This window comes from Rufibacter tibetensis, from assembly GCF_001310085.1.
In the GTDB taxonomy this organism is placed as follows: Bacteria; Bacteroidota; Bacteroidia; order Cytophagales; family Hymenobacteraceae; genus Nibribacter; species Nibribacter tibetensis.
In genome coordinates this window covers 3056965-3079018 of the sequence record NZ_CP012643.1, presented here as the reverse complement: position 1 = coordinate 3079018, position 22054 = coordinate 3056965, and the positions used below count along the sequence as shown (strand labels likewise).

Below are 22054 nucleotides of genomic sequence, written 5' to 3'. Positions count from 1 at the left end.
GGTTTGGTGCGTATCTTGGGGGTTGAAACATCCCACTCCATGAAGAAAACTCTCTTCACTGCCCTGGCTATAGCAGCCCTGGCGTTCGCTTCCCCGGCCATGGCGCAACAGAGCGTCAACTATCAGGTATCTTTTGAAAATGCAGTCCACCATGAGGCTTCTATCACGGCTACTTTCAAGGGAGTTCAGGCTCCTGTGCTGGAAGTGCGCATGGCTCGCTCCTCACCCGGCCGATATGCCTTGCATGAGTTCGCCAAGAACGTGTATGACGTACAGGTAACCGATGGCCAGGGCCGCACGTTGCAAGTCAACAGACCCAACCTGCACCAGTGGAATGTAAGCGGCCATGATGGAACCGTGCACGTGAAATACACACTGTTCGCAGACCACCCTGACGGCACCTATGCTGGTGTTAGCCTAAGCCACGCCCACCTAAACGCCCCGGCCACTTTTCTATACGCCAATGGGTTAGAGAAAGCCCCGGTGCAGGTAAGCTTTACCCCTCCGGCCGGTAAAAACTGGACGGCCGCTAACCAACTGAAACGCGAGACGGCTCCGCTCACCTTTTCGGCCCCAGACTTTCAATATTTCATGGACAGCCCCACAGAGCTAGCTGACCTGCAGTGGCGCGAATGGCCGGTCCAAGAAAAGGGACGCACGCAGAAAATCAGGATTGGGATGCACCACAACGGCACTTCACAACAGCTGGACGAGTACACCCAGAAAGCCAAACGCATTGTGACTGAGTCGCAGGCCGTTTTTGGAGAGCTTCCGGCCTTTGACTTCGGGGAATATACCTTTATTGCCTGCTACCTGCCCGGCACGCCCGGCGATGGCATGGAACACCGCAACTCCACCATCATTACCAGTTCCCAATCGCTGCAGACGGGCATGAACCCAAACCTAAGTACGCTGTCGCATGAGTTTTTCCATGCCTGGAACGTGGAGCGTATCAGACCTCAGAGCCTGGAGCCCTTCAACTTCGCCGATGCCAACATGAGCGGAGAATTGTGGCTGGCCGAAGGGTTTACCAGTTACTACGGCACCTTATTACTGCACAGAGCCGGGATCACTTCCCAATCAGATTACTTGGGCAGTGTGGCCTATCCTATTCTGGCTTTAAGAGTTTCGCCAGGGAAAGACCACTTCTCGCCGGTTGAAATGAGCCAACAGGCTCCGTTTGTAGATGCCTCCCGCTCTGTTGACGCCACTAACCGAACCAATACCTACATCTCCTATTACACCTACGGCAACGCCATTGCCATTGGGCTGGACTTCACGCTGCGCACCAAGTTCAAGAACCTGACTTTAGACGACTACATGCGCCTGCTCTGGCAACGCCACGGCAAACCTGAGAAACCCTATACCCTGCCTGATCTGGAAAAAGCCTTGGCTGACCTGACCAAGGATCCCGGGTTTGCGCAGGATTTCTTTAAGCGCCACATTTATGGCAAGGAGATAATACCCTATGAGGCCTTGGCTAAGCAAATGGGTTTGGCTTTACAAACATCTTCTAAAGCAGTGCTAGGTTGGGAAGGCCTAAAATTCCAGGATGACCAGGCCACCATTGCCCAGGGAACCTTCAGCAACAGCCCGCTCTACAAAGCAGGCCTTGACCGCAATGATGTTCTCCTTACTCTGGACGGTAAGAAACTAACAGACCAAAAAACTTTGGATAGCCTGTTGGCCAAACACAAACCCGGCGACCAGGTGCCATTGGAAGTTCTACAACAAGGCACGAAAAAGACGGCGCAAATTACCTTAGCGCAAGACCCTGAGGTAAAACTGGTGCCGCTGGAAAAAGCAAACCAAACCGTGCCGAAAGACGCAAAAGCCCGCCGTGAAGCTTGGTTAAGCAGGAAAGCATAAACCCATGGTGCCTTTTGCCTGTGAAAGTAGTGTCTTTGGTTTCTTTTTTAGGACTGATTCTGGGAAAACAGGGCCGAAACAGAACCTATAGACTAACAGAACAGTTGTTTCGTTTGAAGGGAGAAATCCGTACATTAGTAGTACCGAAGAGTGTAGGGCAAATTTGCCTTTCTTCGGTTTAGCTTTACTTAAACCAGATGTCAAACAAACTCTTCATATTCCTTTTTGCTCTGCTCTCTTGGGCTGACAGCGCGTTGCCAGGGCAAGCGCAGGGGCTTGACCTGGGGTACTCTAACCCAGATTCGCTAAAAGTTACGGCCCCCTCTGTTCCACGTGTGAGCTATGGCCTGAACGCAGGCGCAGCTTTCAATAGATTCGGGTCGGTTTCTTATGTGGAGCCGCGGGTGCAGTTCCGGTTAACTCCCCGGTTGCACGTATTCAGCAGCTTGACCATGTTACAGACCTGGGGTGGTCCTACTTTCAGTACTTCCGCCAATGGCGAAGGCACCTCCACCTTAATGACCGCTGCTCCAGACCGCCAGTACCTCCTGCATATGGGTGGAACCTACGCCATGAGCGAAAGACTTCTGCTAACCGGAAGCGTCTGGAAGGACATGAGTCCCTCTTCTATGAACCGCTGGCAAAACAACCCTTTCACCTATGGTCGGTACCCAAACCAGGGCTTCCAGTTTCAGGCGCACTACCAGGTAGCACCTAACGTGACCGTTTCTGGTGGAGTGCGGTACGGCAATGGTGCTAACGGCTCCTTTGGGGGTTATCCGGCTACTGGCTTCAACTCAATGTGGGGGTATTAGAAGGAGTTATTATTTTTAAATTTTATTAAGAAGCCTTGCTGACTTTTAACAGCAAGGCTTCTTTTTTATTCACCTTTTTTATTAAATTTATCAAAAAAGAAGATACAGAGGATAAATGCCTCCTAAACCTCGTATCGTTTTTTCTTTATATTTGCTTAATCAGCTTATTACAAGAACTCACAATCCTCTGTACAGCACATGTCTTCCACGCTAATTCTGCTCATCATTGCCGGCTATTTTTGTATCCTGATTCTCATCTCTTTTCTCACAAGTAAGAAAGGTGAATCTACAGATAGCTTCTTCCTGGCAAACCGCTCTTCGCCGTGGTACGTGGTTGCATTTGGAATGATCGGGACGTCCCTATCTGGGGTTACCTTCATCTCGGTGCCGGGTATGGTAGAAAAGGCTCAGTTCTCTTATTTGCAGCTGATTTTAGGAAACATGCTGGGGTACTTTGTGGTGGCGCTGGTGCTCATGCCTTTGTATTACCGGCTGAACCTGGTGTCTATCTATACTTACCTGGAGCAGCGGTTTGGGTATTGGTCTTATAAAACAGGGGCTGGTTTCTTCCTGCTATCAAGGACGCTGGGTGCCGCTTTGCGCCTGTATCTGGTAACAGGCGTGCTTCAGTTGGCCGTGTTTGACGGCCTTGGGATTCCATTTGAGGTGACCGTGATCATCACCATTGGTCTAATCTGGGTGTATACGTTCAGGGGCGGTATGAAAACTATTATCTGGACTGACACCTTCCAGACCTTAGCCATGCTGCTTTGTGTGGGCATCACCATTATCACCATCTCTCAGGACCTGAACCTTTCTTTCAACAACATGGTGAACACCATCAGTGAAAGTAGATTCTCACAGGTTTTCTTTTGGGATGTGAAAGACCCGCGCTATTTCTTCAAGCAGTTTTTGTCAGGCTTCTTTATTTCCATTGTGATGGTGGGGCTAGACCAGGACATGATGCAGAAAAACCTGAGCTGCAAAAACCTGAAGGAGGCACAGAAAAACATGTTCTCCTTTACGGTCATCATCTTGTTTGTAAACATTCTGTTCCTGAGTTTGGGCGCGCTGCTGTACCTGTACGGTCAGGCCGAAGGCATAGCTCTACCGGAGAAAGGTGATAACGTTTTTCCATTTTTGGCGCTTAATCATTTCTCTGCCTTTATGGGGATTGTGTTCATCCTAGGGATTACCGCCATCACGTACGCTTCAGCAGATTCAGCGCTGACAGCCTTAACTACCTCCTTTTGCGTGGACTTCCTTGACTTTAAAAACCGACCCGAAGCAGAGCGAATCAAGATGAAAAACTGGGTCCATTTGGCTTTCTCTGTTATCATGGCCATTGTGATTGTCATCTTCAAGATTGTGAACGATGAAAGCGTGGTACAAGCCGTGTTTAAGGTGGCAGGGTATACATACGGACCGCTGCTCGGCTTATATTCCTTCGGGGTCTTCACCAACCGTCCGGTGCGCGACAACCTGGTTCCATTCATCTGTGTGGTGGCTCCTATTCTTACCTATATCATCAGCCTGAACTCAGTAGACTGGTTCTGGGGTTACGAGTTCGGGTTTGAAGTTTTGATCTTGAACGGCTTCCTTACTTTCATGGGGCTGTACTCTATCTCTCGAAGAAAGTCTGAATTTGTAGACGTCACTGAGAGCTATTAAGCTCAAAAGCTGTCTCTTCTGATTCCTCTGCTTTAGGGCTCCTATTGGAAAAATAACCCTAAGGCAGAGGAATTCTTTTTTTACAGATAGGTGATTGCTTCAGTTTAGAGGCGATTTCTCTAAAACAGCCTGCAAATAAAGAGACCTGAAGTTTGCACTGTTAGCCTTACTTTTGTGCGCGTTTGAGTAATACAACCGCTGCGTACACCATGTCTCCTCTTCTTACCTTAGGTATCATTGTCTCTTATTTCTGCCTGCTTTTGCTGGTTTCCTTTGTGACTAGTAAAAAAGGAGAATCTACGGCGGGCTTTTTCCTGGCCAACCGGGCATCGCCGTGGTACGTGGTGGCGTTTGGGATGATTGGCACTACCCTTTCTGGGATCACGTTTGTGTCTATTCCGGGCATGGTGGAGAAAACGGGATTCACCTATTTGCAGATGGTGTTAGGATACGCGCTAGGCTATTTGGTCATTGGGTTAGTGCTGCTCCCGCTGTATTACCGGCTGAACTTGGTTTCTATCTACACCTACCTGGAGCAACGGTTAGGATATTGGTCCTATAAAACAGGAAGCGCTTTTTTCCTACTGTCTCGCACTTTAAGCGCTGCGTTGCGGCTGTACCTGGTAGCAGGAGTGTTACAACTGGCTGTTTTCGGGCCGTTGGGCATTCCCTTCGCTGGAACGGTGGGCATCACCATTGCTTTTATCTGGGTCTATACCTTCAGGGGTGGCATGAAAACCATCATCTGGACCGACACCCTGCAAACCCTGGCCATGCTCCTGTGTTTGGGCATCAGCATTTGGGTTGTTTCTGAAGAGCTGACCATTTCGTTTTCAGGACTAGTCGACACCATATCAAACAGCTCTTATGCCCGCCTTTGGGAATGGGACACCAAAGCCCCTAACTACATTGTAAAGCAGCTATTAGCGGGTGCCTTCATTACCATTGCCATGACAGGTTTGGACCAGGACATGATGCAGAAAAACCTGAGCTGCCGCAACCTGCCCGAAGCCCAGAAGAACATGTTCTGGTTTACAGTGATTTTGGTGCTGGTGAATGTACTGTTTCTGTGTCTTGGGGCTTTGCTGTATCTATATGCAACCCAGAAGGGAATTTCACTTCCTACCAAAGGGGATGATGTCTTTCCAATGCTAGCGTTGCAGCACTTTCCGGCTGTGGCGGGAGTAGCGTTCATTTTGGGTATCACAGCCATTACGTACGCCTCAGCAGACTCCGCGCTCACCTCGCTTACTACCGCCTTCTGCGTAGATTTCCTGAACTTCCAAAAAAGGCCCGAAACCGAGCGGCTTAGGTACAAAAACTGGGTGCACCTTGGCTTCTCTGTTCTGCTGATGGGTGTGATTCTGCTGTTTAGAGCCTTTCATAATGAAAGCATTATTGCCATGCTCTTCACCCTGGTGGGCTATACTTACGGGCCTCTGTTGGGCATGTACAGCTTTGGGTTGATGACCAGCCGTACTGTGCGTGACGGGTTCGTGCCTGTTTTGGGGGTACTTTCCCCGGTGCTTACGTATGTCATAAGCTCTAATTCTGCTAAGTGGTTCTGGGGGTATCAATTTGGGTTTGAGGTGCTGTTATTGAATGGCTTGCTTATGTTTTTAGGCCTTTGGATGGTGTCTTCCCGTAGAACTCTTTCTGCCGCTGCTGTTTCTCCTGTTTAATACAATGGGTAAGTCAACGGTAATGGCTACCTTTGCGGGTTGCTTTCTCTGAGTCCGCGGTTTTGGTTCTGTTTCGCTCCTATTTTGTAAAAACAGGCTCTAAACAAAGAGACTACTTAAGAGAAAGGAACATTAAGTGCCACTTACCGGTGGCATGGTTACTACCAAATACGAACTAGTATACATGGCAAAACGAGGATTCGGGCCAGGCACGGCAGCCGGACTTGAAACAGAAGCTAAACCCAAACTGAACAAAGAGAGTTTGCGGAGGGGCCTTCAGATATTCAGATTTCTTTTGCCTTACAAAGGCAAGTTTTACATAGGCCTGGTGTTTCTACTCTTCTCCAGCCTTACCTTCATGGCTTTTCCGGCGGTTACAGGAATGCTCCTGGACGCTGCCGTAGGTAAGCCCACCGCTTTCTTTCAGGACATAGACTACCTGGCCCTTCTGCTGTTTGGGGTCATTGCGCTACAAGGCATCTTCTCCTTTTTTAGGGTGTACTTCTTCGCCCAGGTTAGTGAGAGGGCTATCTCTGATGTCAGAACCAGCCTTTACACCCAATTTATGGGGCTACCCCTCACCTTTTTTGAACAACGCCGGGTGGGGGAAATCACCAGCCGTATTACTTCAGACGTAAGTTACATCCAGGACGGCTTCTCTATTACTTTGGCTGAGCTTTTCAGGCAGGTAACCACCCTGTTGGTAGGCATCGGGTTTATCATGTTTATCTCGGTGAAGCTTTCATTGTTCATGCTGGCCACTTTCCCGCTCCTGATTATTCTGGCTATGGTTTTTGGTAAGAAATTGAAAAAACTCTCCAAAAAGACGCAGGATGAATTAGCAGTTACAAACGTGATAGTGGAGGAAACTTTGCAGGCCATACAAGTAGTGAAAGCCTTTACCAATGAGTTGTTTGAAATCAATCGCTATAAACAAGCTCTGGGAAAATCTGTTAAAACGGCTATTTCTACCTCTTTCTACCGGGGCGCTTTTATCTCCTTTATTATCATAGGGCTATTCGGCGGGATTATCCTGGTGATCTGGTACGGGGCAACCTTGGTGCAGCGCGGGGAGTTGACCTTTGGTGATTTAACCTCCTTTATTCTTTACACTACCTTCATTGGAGCATCAGTAGCCGGACTTGGTGATCTTTATGCGAAGATCCAGGTGTCCATTGGGGCTTCAGAGCGTATTCTGGAAATCCTGGATCAACCGGTAGAACAGGCTGACCTTGGTCAGTTAGCTACAACGCCGGTACGGTTCAATGGAAACGTGCGCTATGACCATGTAGGCTTCTCCTACCCTACTCGTCCCGATCTGCAGGTACTGCAAAACATCCATTTCGAGATAAGAGCCGGTGAGAAAATAGCGTTAGTAGGTTCCAGCGGTGCGGGCAAGTCTACCATTGCCCAATTGCTCATGAAATTCTACAAAGTGGAGCAGGGCACAATCTATGTGGATGGGCAAAATATCAACCTGATGCCGCTGCAGGATTTGCGTGGAAACCTAGGCATTGTTCCGCAGGAAGTTCTTCTCTTTGGAGGTACCATCCGGGAAAACATTGCTTATGGCAAACCCAATGCGACAGAGGAAGAAGTGTTGGTGGCAGCGCAAAAAGCAAATGCCTTACAGTTCATCCAATCTTTCCCTGAAGCGTTTGAAACCGTAGTGGGTGAGCGTGGCATTAAACTCTCCGGAGGCCAGCGTCAACGCATTGCTATTGCCCGTGCCATCTTAAAAGACCCTGCTATCCTGATTTTGGACGAAGCTACCAGTTCACTGGACTCTGAGTCTGAGATGTTGGTGCAGGAGGCTATGGATGAACTCATGAAGAACCGGACTACCATTATCATCGCACACCGGTTAGCTACCATCAGAAAAGTAGACAAGATTTTAGTGATTGACAAAGGGCAGATTGTAGAGCAAGGTTCTCATGAGCAGCTGGCTTACAACCCGGATGGGATTTACGCGAACTTGTTGAGGCTCCAGTTTGATGTGCAGTAGCATAATGTAGAGCCACAGCCACTATCAGATTAATATAGGTTGACCTCCACTCTTTGGCTTACATCTTTAACACTCTTCTTCTATAAGTTTTCTTTAGCAAAGGCTTGGTCAATGATCAAGCCTTTGTGCTTTAACAGCTTTCTAATGCACAGTCTTTTCTTTCTCCTCTCAGAGTAAATTTTATGGTGCCAACACAGCTTGATTTTTAATAGAACCTCAAGCTAGCTTCATCACATAAAAAAAAGCTCTAGCAGTTACCTGCTAGAGCTTTTAAGTTCAGGCCTTTCGGCCAGTATATTCTGTCTTAGAATTTATCCCAGAATATTTTAGAAGTGACAGTGTTACCGCCAATTGCAGCAGAAGCAGCCTTGACATTTTCACCATTACTGTTCATTTCTGTGGTTGGGTACGTTAACCGTAGTGGAATTTCACTGATACCTTGAGCTGGTTTAACCAGGTTAGGAGCATCTAATCTTCTCCACTCTTTCCAACCTTCTACAGGGTTGTTATAAAGAGCTATCCATTTCTGAGTACCAATTTTCTGCTTGTAGTTTCCAGAAGCAGTCAGGTAGTTTACAGAAGGCTGTGCAATGTAAGCCAAGGCTTCTGCTTCAGTACCGCCCCACTCTAAGATAGAGGCAGTAATAGCTGCATTATAATGGCTCATTGCGGTACCGCCTACGGCAAATCCTCTTTCTACAGCTTCAGCCAATAGGAATTCTACTTCTGAGTAAGAAAGTAGCATTCCAGGAGTGGTTGGGCTTTCCAGCATAGTACCAGGGGCAGAGTTCGAACTATAGTCGTTTGATGCTCCGTAGATCCCACCTTTGAATGTTCCGTTAGCCAATGGCTTGAAGTAATCATTTCTTCTTGGATCATTCAGAGTATTCATCCTATCAATGATTGTATTTGCCCCTACAAAGTCAGCTCTACCGCTTTGCACTAAGTCAAGCCAAACTGGGTTTGTGTTAGGCGTAGTGGCAAGATACGTAACATCTGCGCTTTGCGCATTAGACTTAATCACGTTAGGTGCAGCAGCCTCTACCATTGTTTTTGCTTTGGCTGGTTCCACATCGGCTAAGGTCATCCCCATTCTTAACTTCAATGAGTTAGCAAATGCTATCCAGTTAGGAACGTTACCACTGTAGATGATGTCTGCGTTTCCTAAGCCGGTAGCAGTAGCGTCAAACATGCCAATGGCTTTGTCTAAACGTACTACCAGATCAGCGTAGATAGCAGCATCATCATCGTACTTAGGAAGAACTTTAGTGATGTCTAATGCTTCTGAGTAAGGAACATCGCCAAAGGTGTTTACCAATACAGACCAGGCATATACCTCCAATACTTCAATGGAAGCCAGTTGATTTGCTTTGATCTTTGGATCTAGCAAATTGTTGGCTGTAATAATGGTCTTGGCTTCTTTCAAGTCACGTAATACATCTCTGTACAATGGGTCCCAGAAGTTTCTATCTACTTGTCTGGTGGCAATAATGTACTGGCTCTCATCAGGATAAGTAGTAGCCGCCCAATACTGAGCATAGAACCTGAACGGATTGTTGTTTACGCTTGAGCTGGTGATGATATTAGTCAAGCTACGTTCTGCGGCGGTAACCAAGGTGGCACCTGGTACTTCAGTAGCAGCTTTCGTGTTTATATTATAATCATCTAAGCTATCTACGCACGAGCTTGTGAATAGCAAAGCTGGGATGCAGAAATAAAGTATTCTTTTCATTTTCGCTTAATTAAAATTTGAATCTTACGTTGAACCCAAGATTACGCGTGCTTGGATAAGAACCTGAGATATATCCTTGTCCTAAGTTACCAGAGCTTAATCCATCTTCAGGATCTGCATAAGGCAAGTTTTTGTGGATGATCCATAGGTTTCTACCAACCAAAGAAACATCAATTGATGAGAATGGTTTCAATTTTGCCATCAATACAGCAGGTAAGGTATAACCCAGTGAAACTTCTCTTAACTTCACAAAGCTAGCATCATAGACATGGTACTCTTGTGGCATGAATACGTAGCCATAAAGACCTTCCTCGTTTTCTACGCGGATGTCATTACGGGTACCATCTTCTTTCACACCTGGTAAGATAACACCACCACCTTCTGAGATAGGGCTACGCGATGGGTTGCCTAAATCATTGTTACGGGTAGTTTCTTCATAAAGACCTGTACCGTAACCGTAGTGGTTATCCAGAGAGAACACATCTCCGCCTTGGCGAACATCTACCAGGAAGTACAGGGAAACACCTTTGTAGTTCAAGGTGTTAGAAACACCACCTCTCCAGTTGGCATTAGGGTCACCAATCTCAGTGTTAGGAGCACGCAGGTAATGCCCAGATTCATTCACTACTCTCTCACCGTCTTTGTACACAAAACCAGCACCGCGCAGCATACCAAACGGACGACCTACAGTTGCGTTGGAAGACATACCACCCTGGTATGTTGACAATGAGATGTTTTGCACACCTTCATACAGAGAGAGAACTTCATTTCTGTTTCTTGACCAGTTCACATTCATGGTCCAGGAGAAGTCATCGGTCTTAATTGGAGAAACGAAGGCAGAAACCTCAATACCCTTGTTTTCTACCTCACCAGAGTTCACAAAAGTAGAGTTGTAACCTGTGGCAGTAGAAACACTTACTGGCAGGATTTGGTCTACAGTATTGGTTTTGTACACTGTTAAGTCAAAACCAACTTTTCCTTGCAGGAAGGCCATTTCCAAACCAGCCTCAATACTCTTGGTTCTTTCTGGTTTCAGGTTTTGGTTGTTTTTAGTTCCAACTACAGAGAACAATGGAATTGAACCCCATCCAGCTGGCTTGTCATACACATCATAGATAGAAAGTGCCGGAGCATCGTTACCTACTTCTGCATAGTTCAAACGAACTTTACCATAGCTTAACCAAGGCAATGTCTCTTTCAACGTTTCAGAGAAAACGTAGCTGGTTGCAATTGAAGGATAATAGAACACATTGTTTGGAGACAACAATGTAGTAGACTTATCTCTTCTACCAGTTATGTCTAAGAACAAAGTCTCTTTGTACCCAACAGTAGCACTGGCAAAAATACCATCAACGCCAACTCTCACTTCATTTTCTGATGGTGGGTTGAGTGGGCTCACTGAGTTAGACAAAGAATATAATCTTGGAACTACCAGGCCACCATTGGTTTGAGCAAAGATGGAGTTCTCATAGTTTCTACGAATGTTAGCACCTACTAAACCAGATAAGCTTATATCACCCCCAGAGACCATCTTGTTGAAATTAGCGATCAGGTCATAGTTGAACTCTCTGGCAGTTCTGTTGAAACGAGAGTAAGCAGCCACACCGGTACTACCCACTGCGTTTCTTTCTTCCTGTATTTCGTCATAAGAATCTAAGGTGATTCTACCCATCAAATTAAACCAATCGGCAAACTTGTAAGTAGCAGACACATTACCAAAATAACGATAACGCTCATCATTCTCATAGTTCTCGTAACGTACCCAGTATGGGTTATCAGAATAGATAGGTCTTAAATCTGTAGCACTACGGGTATTCCAGGTAACGTTTTGTCTGTTACGGAAATACGCTTCTTTTTGCTCCTTCACATCAACGTTGGTTTGCCACCATTGTCTGAACTGTTGCATTGGGTTGAAAGAGCTATAACCAGTTCCATAACGACCTAAGCCATTTATCTTGGAAAAGTTAATAGAGGCATTGGTAGTCAATTTAGGAGACACAGTATAACCAGCCGCAAAGTTGACCATGTTCTTGGTCAGGTTACTGTTAGGAAGAATACCCTTGTCCTCATTTCTGGTGAAGCCCAGTTTGAAATTGGCGTTTTCGTTTCCTCCGTCTAAGATGATGCTGTTGTTCACAGAAACAGCGTTCTCAAAGAAGTAGTTTGGATCGTTTTCAGCAGCTACCCAAGGAGTTGCCTGGCGGTACGTAGGAGAGGTTGGATCTAATGAGTTCCACTGGTACACCATCAGACTTGGATCAAAAGGAGCACCATAAGAAGCGTCTTCAGTGAAAGGAACAACTAGATCAAGAACACCGTCCCCGTTCATATCACGTTGGTTGAAGAACATGTTCCTATTAGGACCATAATATTTTCCGTAACCAGCACCATACTGTTTCTGGTACTTAGGAGCAGTGCTTTCGTCTACAATGCCCACCGTCATACCATTGTTCATGGTGATCCCAAGACCTCTTCTACCTTTTTTAGTAGTGATCATGATCACACCGTTAGCGGCACGTGAACCATACAACGCCGTTGCAGCAGCACCTTTCAGTACGCTCATTGACTCAATGTCATCTGGGTTGATGTCAGCGGCAGCGTTACCGTAGTCATAGCCACCACGACCCGTTCTCTGGTTTGCAGTGTTGGTGTTAGCATTACTGATAGGAACGCCATCAACCACAAATAGGGCCTGGTTGTTACCAGTGATTGATTTGGTACCACGCATTACCACGTTGGTAGAACCACCCATAGTGTTGTTCTGTGTAATGTTCAAACCAGCAACTTTACCAGCCAATGAATTAACTGCATTGGGGTTACGTGCAATAGTAATCGCCTCTCCTTCCACCTGCTGCGCAGCATAAGGAAGTGAGTTTTTCGTTCTCTCTGCACCCAATGCAGTTACCACTACTTCTTTTAGCTGTTCTGCATCAGTAGCTAGTCTGGCATTTACAGTTGATTGTGTTCCAATTGCTATTTCCTGGTTTGTATAACCAATGAACGTAAAAATCAAGGTACCTCCACTAGCAGGAACACTGATAGAATAACCTCCATTAACATCCGTAGGCACGGCAGTCGTGGTTCCTTTGAGCTGAACGGTCACACCAGGCATTCCTTCGCCAGTGCTCGCGTCAGTCACTCTTCCTGTGATAGTTCTTGTCTGCGCCGCGGCTTCTTGCAGCACCACGGAAAACAGAAAGAGAACTAAAAGTAAGATTTTCTTCATGTTAAATTGTAGTTAGGTTAAAATTGGTTTTGAAGCCTAATATTAAGTTAATATTATGTCAGTTACAAAGATTCCAACCCAAAGAAGCCTTATAAAACAAATCTTTGTTAGTAAAGTTTAATTACCAGTAGCTACATGATTATCCCAGGTTTACATAATTTGTACATTTTTCATATTATATATATCTCATACAGTAAAAACTTACAAAATAAATTGTATTGTGGAATGATATATTAAACTTTTACAATTTACCCATCATAATCAATAACCTCTTATTTTATAAGTTTTATCCTATACAATTCTTTAGTGTTCACCATTATTCACAATAGCCTTCAAGGTATCACAGGATTAAAATGGATAGCCATTGCTGTGTAAAGCAACTTCCTCCAAATAGAAGATATAAGGTGCAAGACAAGCCCCATTTTACACATACAAGTCAATTCCTGTGGCACTATGTTTTTGAATTACAACTTAGTGAGACCAAGGTTTGAACTAGAAACTTCACGCCCTGGTGCTACTAGATTCTTTAAACTATAAATCAAAATACATAAGCTTGCCTCTTGTTCGTTTTTGATGAAGCAGTCCGTTTTTCTGCCTAATTTTGGAAAACACATCTAAAACAAACAATGCGTAAACCCTTTCTTCTTTTCCTCTCCCTAGCATGTGGCTTGTCGGTCATGGCGCAGGGGCAGGAAGACAAAAAGAAATGGTCTGTGACTGAGACTCGCGGACCATCCAAACAAATCAACATCTCTGTTTCTGAAGGCACCTGGATGAACCTGGACGTGAGCCCAGACGGAAGGGAAATTGTCTTCGATCTGTTGGGTGACATCTACAAACTGCCCATCACGGGTGGTCAGGCCACGTTGCTGGCGGGCGGACCAGCCTATGAAGTGCAGCCCCGGTTCAGTCCTAACGGCAAGCAGATCTCCTTTACCTCAGACAAAGAGGGCGGCGACAACATCTGGGTCATGGACGTGAACGGCGCTAACCCCAAAGCCATGACCAAGGAGAACTTCCGACTGCTGAACAACGGCGTCTGGACTCCCGATGGCCAGTACATCATTGCCCGCAAGCACTTCACCGAGAAGCGTTCGCTGGGCGCTGGCGAGATCTGGCAGTACCACATTGGCGGCGGTACCGGCATGCAGCTCACCAAACGCAAAAACGAGCAGCAAGACGTAGGTGAGCCGTGGGTATCACCAGACGGCAAGTACGTGTACTTTGCCGAAGACATGAGTGGCGGCACCACCTTTGAGTACAACAAAGACCCCAATGGGCAGATTTACATTATTAGACGGGTGAACCGCCAGACCGGCGAGATTGAAAACATACTTGGAGGGAACGGCAGCGCCATGCGGCCCACCATTTCACCGGATGGCAAAACTTTGGCCTTGGTACGCCGGGTGCGCACCAAAACAGTGCTGTACGTGCACAACCTGGCTACTGGCGAGGAACGCCCCGTGTACGACCAACTGAGCAAAGACCAGCAGGAAGCCTGGGCCATTTTTGGGGTGTACCCTAATTTTGATTTCACGCCAGACGGCAAGAATATTATTGTGTGGGCGAAGGGCAAACTCTGGAACGTAGACGTGGCTAAATCCAGCGCCAGGGAAATTCCGTTTACCGCTTCGGCGCAGCACTCCATTGCCGAGGCCGTAAAGCACGTGGCCAAGCCCGAGGAAGTAGCCCCTAAGCAGTTTACCTCTAAGATGATCCGCAACGCGGTGACCTCACCTGATGGTAAAACGCTGGTGTTCAACGCTGCCGGTTTCCTCTGGAAAAAGCAGTTGCCTAACGGTAAACCCGAGCGCCTCACCAACAGCACCGATTTTGAGTTTTACCCTGCGTTCAGCCCGAGCGGTAAGGAAATTGTGTACAGCACTTGGGACGATGACAAGCACGGTGCCCTGTACGTTTTAGCCCTGAATTCTAAAAAACCGCGCAAAATCACCCAGGAGAAAGGCTTCTTCACCAACCCGGCCTTCTCCCCAGATGGCAAGCAAATCGTATTCCAGAAAGATCGAGGCAATGATCACCAGGGTCACACCTTCGCCAAAGACCCGGGTATATACGTGCTCTCAGCCAAAGGCGGCGCAGCTACGCTGGTGCAGAAACAAGGCGTATTACCCAGCTTTAACCGCGATGGCTCCCGCATTTTCTTCATGGCTGGTGAGGGTGATGGCGTAGCGTTCAGAAGCGTAGACCTGAACGGCAATGACGTGCAGACGCACTTCACCTCTAAATACGCGAACCAGTTTGTTCCCAGCCCCGACAACCAATGGATTGCCTGGACTGAGTTGTTCAACGTGTACATCGCGCCGTTCCCGGCGGCCGGAAGAGGAATGGAATTAGGTGCTGACACCAAGGCTGTGCCTGTGGCCCGCGTTACCCGCGATGCCGGTACCAGCGTGCACTGGTCTGCAGATAGCAAGAAAGTGCACTGGATGCTGGGCGAGGAGTACTTCACCAACGATCTCAAGAACCGCTTCAAGTTTGTGGAGGGCGCCGTGGCCAACATTCCGCCAATTGACACCACCGGCATCAAAGTTGGCCTGCAACTAAACACTGATGTACCGCAGGGCAAAGTTGCCTTTACCAATGCCCGCATCATCACCATGAAAGGCAACGAGGTGATTGAGAACGGCACTTTGGTAGTAGACGGAAACCGCATTGTGGCCGTGGGGCCGGCAGGTTCGGTACAGGTTCCGGCCGGAGCTAAGGTGATTGATGCACAAGGCAAAACCATTATGCCAGGCATCGTAGACGTGCACGCTCATTTGGGCACCTTCCGGTTGGGCATGAGCCCTAAAAAGCAGTGGTCGTACCTGGCAAACCTTGCCTACGGCGTGACGACTACCCACGATCCGTCTTCCTCTACCGAGATGGTGTACAGCCAGAGCGAGATGGTAAAAGCTGGCCACATGGTAGGTCCGCGCATTTACTCTACTGGTACCATCCTGTACGGTGCCGATGGCAACTTCAAAGCCGTGGTGAACAGCCTGGACGATGCCCGCTCGCACTTACGCCGCCTGAAAGCCGTGGGCGCTTTCTCGGTGAAAAGCTACAACCAGCCCCGCCGGGAGCAACGTCAGCAGATCATACAGGCGGCCCGTGAACTGGACATGTCGGTGGTGCCCGAGGGCGGTTCTACCTTCTTCCACAACATGACCATGATCCTGGACGGCCACACCGGTATTGAGCACAACATTCCGATTGCGCCGGTGTACAGTGACGTGCTTCAGCTTTGGGCCGCCAGCAAAACCGGCTACACCCCTACTCTCATTGTAAACTACGGCGGTAACTCCGGTGAATACTACTGGTATCAGAAAACCAAGGTGTGGGAAAAGGATCGTCTCCTGCGCTTCACGCCAAGAGCCGTGATTGATGGCCGTTCGCGCCGTGTGACCCTGGTGCCTGATGAAGAATACGACCAAGGCTACATCGCCACCTCCCGTACATTGAAAGCGCTGACCGACAAAGGTGTGAAAGTAAACCTGGGCGCACACGGCCAGTTACAAGGCTTAGGTGCCCACTGGGAGTTGTGGATGCTGCAGCAAGGCGGCATGACCAATCATGAGGCGCTGCAAGCAGCCACCATCAACGGAGCCAATTACCTGGGCATGGACAAAGAACTAGGTTCCCTGGAGCAAGGCAAACTAGCAGATTTGATTGTACTGGACAAAAACCCGCTGGAGAACATCCAGAACTCAGAGAGCGTGCGCTACACCATGGTGAACGGCCGTTTGTATGATGCTGAAACCTTAACAGAGATAGGCAACTACAACAAACCCATGGGCAAGTTCTACTGGGACAACAACACCAGCACCTTTGACTGGCACGATGACCTGAACACCCGCTTCTACGGCATCGCCGGGGAAGCCTGCGGTTGCCATGGTGGTACCCACTAAATCTGTTTTTGATCTTATTTTACTAAAAGAGCCGGGAAACACATCTCGGCTCTTTTGGTTTAACAGTATGTTTTTCATTGGGTTTTGCTGGCGCGAGCTTCCAGCTCGTGTCCGCACGCATTCCTGACTGTTTCTTCGTAGTTGCGATCCTGAAAGCATCTTGTGAGCGAACTAGAAATGCGATAAAGAAGCGCTGTTACAGCTCGCTCCCAAGATCTTTCTAAGATGATAAGAAGGTGGTAAGTTATCATAAAGGCAAGCTTTTCAGGAATTCGTGCGGACACGAGCTGCAAGCTCGCGCCAGCGAAAAGTATACTTCAAAACTTCATATCTCCACTTACATCTAATACATAACACGTAGCATGCCCAACAAACCCTAAGCGTAAAGGGCTACCTTATCATTCCTGGTTCATTTTTCAGAATTAAGCTTTGAAACATTCCAAATCGGTATTGATCAGGCGCTACTTGTCTTTTTTCCTTATCTACTTGATACTCTAGATTAATTTTTTGTAAAATTTGAACCTATATTTTGGTATTTTCATTTTTTATATAGAATCTTTGCGAGAGCTTTCAAGAAGAAGCCTTGTTTTTTTATACTATCCTAAATCAATGAATAAAAAGTCGCTTTTATCAGTTGTTATGGCAACGGTAAAACGCTCCATCACCAGGAGTGCGCTTTTTTCTGTTCTTCCCAGAACAGTTTTTTGTCAACCCATTTACCTTACCCGATCCAGGCGCTAGGCCATTGGTGCAGGTTGTAACAAGTTTATAACCACCCTAGCTTCTTTCCTGTCTACCGCAATTACAATTCGGTAACAGCCTCTTTTTCTTTTTGTCTTTCTTATCAATTTATATACCCATGCGTATGTACGCTACGGCTGTAGAGTTGCAGCCTTTGACAAACGTTTCCATGGAAACTCAAAATGCTTTCACGGTAGTGGTGGCCTCTGAGGAACATACTCCTTTTGCCCAGCAAATCTGCGATGAGATGGAAGCCTCTGCAAAAGCACGGGGCACCGGTATCGCAAAGCGCTCTCCGTTGTACGTTGCCCAGAAGATGACCGAAGGCAAAGCAGTCATTGCCTTTGATGCCGAAGGAAACTGGGCGGGCTTTTGCTACATAGAAACCTGGGGACACGGCGAGTACGTGGCAAATTCCGGGTTGATTGTCTCGCCGCACCTGCGCAAAAGTGGGCTTGCCAAACGCATCAAAGAGAAAATCTTTGAACTGTCCCGCACCAAGTACCCCCATGCCAAGATTTTCGGGTTGACCACGGCATTGGCGGTGATGAAGATTAACTCAGATCTGGGCTATCGTCCGGTGACGTATTCAGAACTCACCAAAGACGAGGAGTTCTGGAAAGGCTGCCGTAGCTGCGTCAACTTCGATATCCTGACCATGAAAGAGCGCAGCAACTGCCTCTGCACGGCCATGCTGTATGTGCCACCCAAAACCGATAATGGTTGAATGAGTGGTTGATTGAATGAGTGAATAAAATATACCTATTCTCTCATTCACTCAACCTTCATTCGCTTACCAAAAATTTTCGCTCATTCTTACATTCACTCATTCTCTCATTAAAATGAAAAAAGTAGTTCTCGCGTTCAGTGGCGGCTTAGACACATCTTTTTGTGTGAAGTACCTGCTGGAACAAGGTTATGAAATCTATTCGGCCATTGTGAATACCGGCGGCTTCTCTGAAGAGGAGTTAGCGGAAATTGCCCGAAGGGCTGAAAATCTGGGGGTAGCCCACCACATAACCTTAGACGAAACCGATAACTACTACCAGTCTTGCCTGAAGTATCTGATTTTTGGCAATGTACTGAAAAACAACACCTACCCGCTTTCTGTGAGTGCCGAGCGTATCTCACAAGCGGTAGCCATTGCCAAGTACGCCCAGGAGATTGGTGCTGAAGCCGTAGCACACGGTAGCACCGGCGCTGGTAACGACCAGGTACGTTTTGACATGGTCTTCAACATTCTGGTGCCTAACGTGCAAATCATCACTCCTATCCGCGACTTGAAACTGTCGCGCGAGGAGGAGATTGCTTATTTGAAAGAGCATGGTGTGGAGATGGACTTCCAGAAGGCGCAATACTCAATTAACAAGGGTATCTGGGGTACTTCTGTAGGTGGTAAGGAGACATTGACGTCGCACCAGGCGTTGCCAGAGTCTGCTTACCCAACGCAACTGACCAAAGAAACGCCAGAGCGCATTACGCTGCACTTTAAAAACGGTGAGCCAGTTGGATTGAACGATGAGATGTTTGACAACCCCGTGCACGTGATCCAAAAGCTGCAGGAGATTGCGGGTGGTTTCGCCATTGGCAGAGACATTCACGTGGGTGACACTATTATTGGTATCAAAGGAAGAGTAGGCTTTGAGGCCGCTGCGCCAATGGTCATCATCAAAGCGCACTATGCGCTGGAGAAACATACCTTAACCAAGTGGCAGCTATACTGGAAAGACAGCTTGGCTACTTGGTATGGTAACTGGATGCACGAGGGCCAGTTCCTGGACCCAACCATGCGCAACATCGAGACCTTCCTGACAGATACTCAGAAAACCGTAACTGGTAAAGTACACGTGCTGTTGGCACCGTACCGTTTCCAGGTAGAAGGCATTGAGTCTGATCATGACCTCATGTCATCTAAATTCGGTTCTTATGGCGAAATGAACAACGCCTGGTCGGGTGAAGACGTGAAAGGCTTCTCTAAAATTTTCGGGAATCAAACCATGATGTACCGTTTAATTAACGGAGAAGATGGCGCAGAGTAATCTTATAAAAGTGGGCATAGTAGGCGGAGCAGGCTACACCGGTGGTGAGTTGCTGCGGCTGCTGGTGCACCACCCGCAGGCACAGATCACTTTTGTGCACAGCAATAGCCAGGCCGGTAAACTAGTGACAGAGACGCATACAGACTTGCTGGGCGATACTGATTTGGTATTTACCAATGAACTGAACACCGATGTAGATGTTCTGTTCCTTTGTGTAGGCCACGGCGATGCCAAGAAGTTTTTAGACGCTAATACTATTCCGGACGAGGTAAAGATTATTGACCTGAGTCAGGATTTTCGATTGACTGCGAAGTCTTCTCTTGGTAACCGTCAGTTTGTATACGGCTTGCCTGAACTGAACCGTGAAAAAATCAAAACTGCTGCCAACTTGGCCAACCCGGGCTGTTTTGCAACGGCTATTCAGTTAGCCTTGCTCCCGCTCGCTCAGAACGGTTCTTTGCCGCCCGAAGTACACGTAAGCGGCATTACAGGTTCTACCGGTGCGGGTCAGAAATTAGCGGAGACCTCACATTTTAGCTGGCGCAATAATAATGTATCCAGCTATAAGGTATTCGGGCATCAGCACTTACATGAGATAACCGAGAGCCTACAATCGCTGCAAAGCAACGTAGACACAGCTATCCGCTTTGTGCCTTATCGAGGTAATTTCAGCCGGGGTATCATGTGTACGACTTACCTACGCTCAGACCTGAGTTTGGAGGAAGCACAGCAAGTATACAGGCAGTTCTACGAGGGGCACCCGTATACCCTCATTACGTCTCAGAACCCAGACCTGAAACAGGTAGTGAACACCAACAAGTGCCTCTTATATATAGAGAAGCATGATGACCAGTTAGTCATCACCAGCATGATTGATAACCTGCTGAAAGGTGCCTCAGGCCAAGCCGTTCAGAATATGAACCTGCTGTTCGGACTAGATGAAAGGGCTGGCTTACAACTGAAAGCTATCGGGTTTTAATACTTGGCTGGCGCGAGCTTGCAGCTCGTGTCCGCAGGTATTCCAGATCAATTTGTTGAGAAAGCTAAATCAGCAATGCTGTAGGACACGAGCTGCAAGCTCGCGCCAGCGATCAGCAATGCTTTCTGCAGAAAGCTTGTTTTGGCCTGTTTTCAGAAAAACAGGCCAAAACAAGCAAATGAAATGATGTCTTACGTCTTCCATCTTCATCACGCTCATGAATCTCTTCGACGTTTACCCTCTTTTTGATATAACACCGGTAAAGGCTCTTGGCTCCACGCTTTGGGACAAGAACGGTACTAAATACCTGGATTTATATGGTGGTCATGCCGTAATTTCCATCGGCCACAGCCACCCGCATTATGTAAAGCGCTTAACTGAGCAGCTGAACAACATGGGCTTTTACTCTAATTCGGTAAAGATTCCGCAGCAACAAGAATTGGCAGATAAACTGGGGAAGCTCAGCGGCTATGAAGATTACCAGTTCTTTCTGGTGAACTCTGGTGCCGAGGCCAATGAGAATGCGCTTAAACTGGCCTCTTTCCATACCGGTCGCAAAAAAGTAATCTCCTTCCGCAAATCTTTTCACGGGCGTACCTCTGCTGCCGTGGCCGCTACAGATGATCCAAGCATTGTAGCTCCGGTGAATGAAACAGATAATATTCTGTTCCTGCCGTTCAATGATTCCGCTGCGGTGGAAGAAGCGTTAGCTACGAATGAAGTAGCAGCTATTATCATTGAAGGTATTCAGGGTGTAGGCGGTGTAGTCATTCCGGATGCTCCATTTTTGCAGGATTTGGAAAAACTAGCCAAGAAACACGGCGCCCTGCTTATTCTGGACGAAGTTCAGTCTGGTTACGGTCGCTCTGGTAAATTCTTTGCGCACCAACATGCCGGTATCCGTCCGGACTTGATTACGGTTGCCAAAGGGATGGGCAATGGATTCCCAGTGGGAGGCGTGTTGATTTCGCCTGAAATCCCGGCCAAGCACGGTATGCTAGGTACCACCTTCGGGGGCAATTACCTGGCCTGCGTTGCTGCTTCAGCGGTGTTGGAAGTGATGGAGCAGGAAAATCTGATAGAGAACGCTGCCAAGATGGGCGACTATCTTATGGAAAAAGCCAAAGCTTTACCAGGTGTGCGTGAGGTCCGAGGTCAAGGTTTGATGGTGGGTATTGAGCTGGAAAACCCTTGCGCTCCCCTCCGCAAAGCCATGTTAGATGAGTTCCGCATTTTCACCGGCTCAGCGTCTAACAAAAACACGATCCGTATTCTGCCAGCTTTGAATGTAACTAAAGCCGAGTTGGATAGATTTTTAGACGCATTTGCTGATTTAGTATCACGTAGCAAGTAGCACGTATCAAGATTTTAGATTTTTCTTAAC

11 protein-coding genes and 1 pseudogene are annotated in these 22054 nt (G+C 47.5%); 10 read left to right on the top strand and 2 right to left on the bottom strand.

What is annotated here, in order from left to right; genetic code table 11:
• Window positions 1-39: 39 nt before the first annotated feature.
• From DC20_RS12550 to DC20_RS12530, 5 genes are all read left to right on the top strand, one after another.
• Window positions 40-1869 (top strand): M61 family metallopeptidase, encoded by a 1830-nt coding sequence (locus tag DC20_RS12550; protein WP_062544142.1) that lies wholly within the window; start codon window positions 40-42, stop codon window positions 1867-1869.
• A 197-nt stretch (window positions 1870-2066) separates the two neighbouring features.
• The gene (locus DC20_RS12545) at window positions 2067-2684 is read left to right on the top strand and encodes a hypothetical protein (RefSeq protein WP_062544141.1); all 618 of its coding nucleotides are present in this window, start codon (window positions 2067-2069) and stop codon (window positions 2682-2684) included.
• 198 nt (window positions 2685-2882) lie between these two features.
• A complete protein-coding gene (locus tag DC20_RS12540; RefSeq protein ID WP_062544140.1) occupies window positions 2883-4355 on the top strand; it encodes a sodium:solute symporter in 1473 nt (490 codons plus the stop codon).
• Window positions 4356-4564: 209 nt separating this feature from the next.
• Entirely contained in the window at window positions 4565-6037 is a 1473-nt protein-coding gene (locus DC20_RS12535; RefSeq protein ID WP_062544139.1) for a sodium:solute symporter, read from the top strand.
• A gap of 184 nt (window positions 6038-6221) precedes the next feature.
• Entirely contained in the window at window positions 6222-8042 is a 1821-nt protein-coding gene (locus DC20_RS12530) for an ABC transporter ATP-binding protein (RefSeq protein WP_062545945.1), read from the top strand.
• Between the two features lie 304 nt (window positions 8043-8346).
• Here the strand turns inward: DC20_RS12530 and DC20_RS12525 are convergent, their stop codons facing one another.
• The gene (locus DC20_RS12525) at window positions 8347-9774 is read right to left on the bottom strand and encodes a SusD/RagB family nutrient-binding outer membrane lipoprotein (protein ID WP_062544138.1); all 1428 of its coding nucleotides are present in this window, start codon (window positions 9772-9774) and stop codon (window positions 8347-8349) included.
• 10 nt (window positions 9775-9784) lie between these two features.
• Entirely contained in the window at window positions 9785-13000 is a 3216-nt protein-coding gene (locus DC20_RS12520; RefSeq protein WP_062544137.1) for a SusC/RagA family TonB-linked outer membrane protein, read from the bottom strand.
• 626 nt (window positions 13001-13626) lie between these two features.
• Between DC20_RS12520 and DC20_RS12515 the strand changes: the two genes are divergently transcribed.
• From DC20_RS12515 to DC20_RS12495, 5 genes and pseudogenes are all read left to right on the top strand, one after another.
• On the top strand, window positions 13627-16911 hold the full coding sequence (locus tag DC20_RS12515; protein WP_062544136.1) for an amidohydrolase family protein: 3285 nt from the start codon (window positions 13627-13629) through the stop codon (window positions 16909-16911).
• A gap of 910 nt (window positions 16912-17821) precedes the next feature.
• A pseudogene (locus DC20_RS12510) lies at window positions 17822-18364 on the top strand (GNAT family N-acetyltransferase); the annotation flags it as partial.
• Between the two features lie 130 nt (window positions 18365-18494).
• Complete coding sequence (gene argG, locus DC20_RS12505) at window positions 18495-19691, top strand: argininosuccinate synthase (RefSeq protein WP_062544135.1); 1197 nt, start codon at window positions 18495-18497, stop codon at window positions 19689-19691.
• Window positions 19678-20670 carry an N-acetyl-gamma-glutamyl-phosphate reductase gene (argC, locus tag DC20_RS12500; RefSeq protein WP_062544134.1) on the top strand — a complete coding sequence of 331 codons (993 nt, stop codon included), beginning with the start codon at window positions 19678-19680 and terminating at the stop codon, window positions 20668-20670. The genes argG and argC overlap by 14 nt, the downstream gene beginning before the upstream one ends.
• 217 nt (window positions 20671-20887) lie before the next feature.
• Window positions 20888-22024, top strand: a complete 1137-nt coding sequence (locus DC20_RS12495; protein WP_062544133.1) for an aspartate aminotransferase family protein — start codon at window positions 20888-20890, stop codon at window positions 22022-22024.
• The last annotated feature ends 30 nt before the right edge of the window (window positions 22025-22054 follow it).

What these genes read in the sequence shown, in the direction of transcription:
- DC20_RS12550 (WP_062544142.1), top strand. Translation starts at nt 40, where the DNA reads ATGAAGAAAACTCTCTTCACTGCCCTGGCTATAGCAGCCCTGGCGTTC.
- DC20_RS12545 (WP_062544141.1), top strand. Translation starts at nt 2,067, where the DNA reads ATGTCAAACAAACTCTTCATATTCCTTTTTGCTCTGCTCTCTTGGGCT.
- DC20_RS12540 (WP_062544140.1), top strand. Translation starts at nt 2,883, where the DNA reads ATGTCTTCCACGCTAATTCTGCTCATCATTGCCGGCTATTTTTGTATC.
- DC20_RS12535 (WP_062544139.1), top strand. Translation starts at nt 4,565, where the DNA reads ATGTCTCCTCTTCTTACCTTAGGTATCATTGTCTCTTATTTCTGCCTG.
- DC20_RS12530 (WP_062545945.1), top strand. Translation starts at nt 6,222, where the DNA reads ATGGCAAAACGAGGATTCGGGCCAGGCACGGCAGCCGGACTTGAAACA.
- DC20_RS12525 (WP_062544138.1), bottom strand. Translation starts at nt 9,774, where the DNA reads ATGAAAAGAATACTTTATTTCTGCATCCCAGCTTTGCTATTCACAAGC.
- DC20_RS12520 (WP_062544137.1), bottom strand. Translation starts at nt 13,000, where the DNA reads ATGAAGAAAATCTTACTTTTAGTTCTCTTTCTGTTTTCCGTGGTGCTG.
- DC20_RS12515 (WP_062544136.1), top strand. Translation starts at nt 13,627, where the DNA reads ATGCGTAAACCCTTTCTTCTTTTCCTCTCCCTAGCATGTGGCTTGTCG.
- argG (WP_062544135.1), top strand. Translation starts at nt 18,495, where the DNA reads ATGAAAAAAGTAGTTCTCGCGTTCAGTGGCGGCTTAGACACATCTTTT.
- argC (WP_062544134.1), top strand. Translation starts at nt 19,678, where the DNA reads ATGGCGCAGAGTAATCTTATAAAAGTGGGCATAGTAGGCGGAGCAGGC.
- DC20_RS12495 (WP_062544133.1), top strand. Translation starts at nt 20,888, where the DNA reads ATGAATCTCTTCGACGTTTACCCTCTTTTTGATATAACACCGGTAAAG.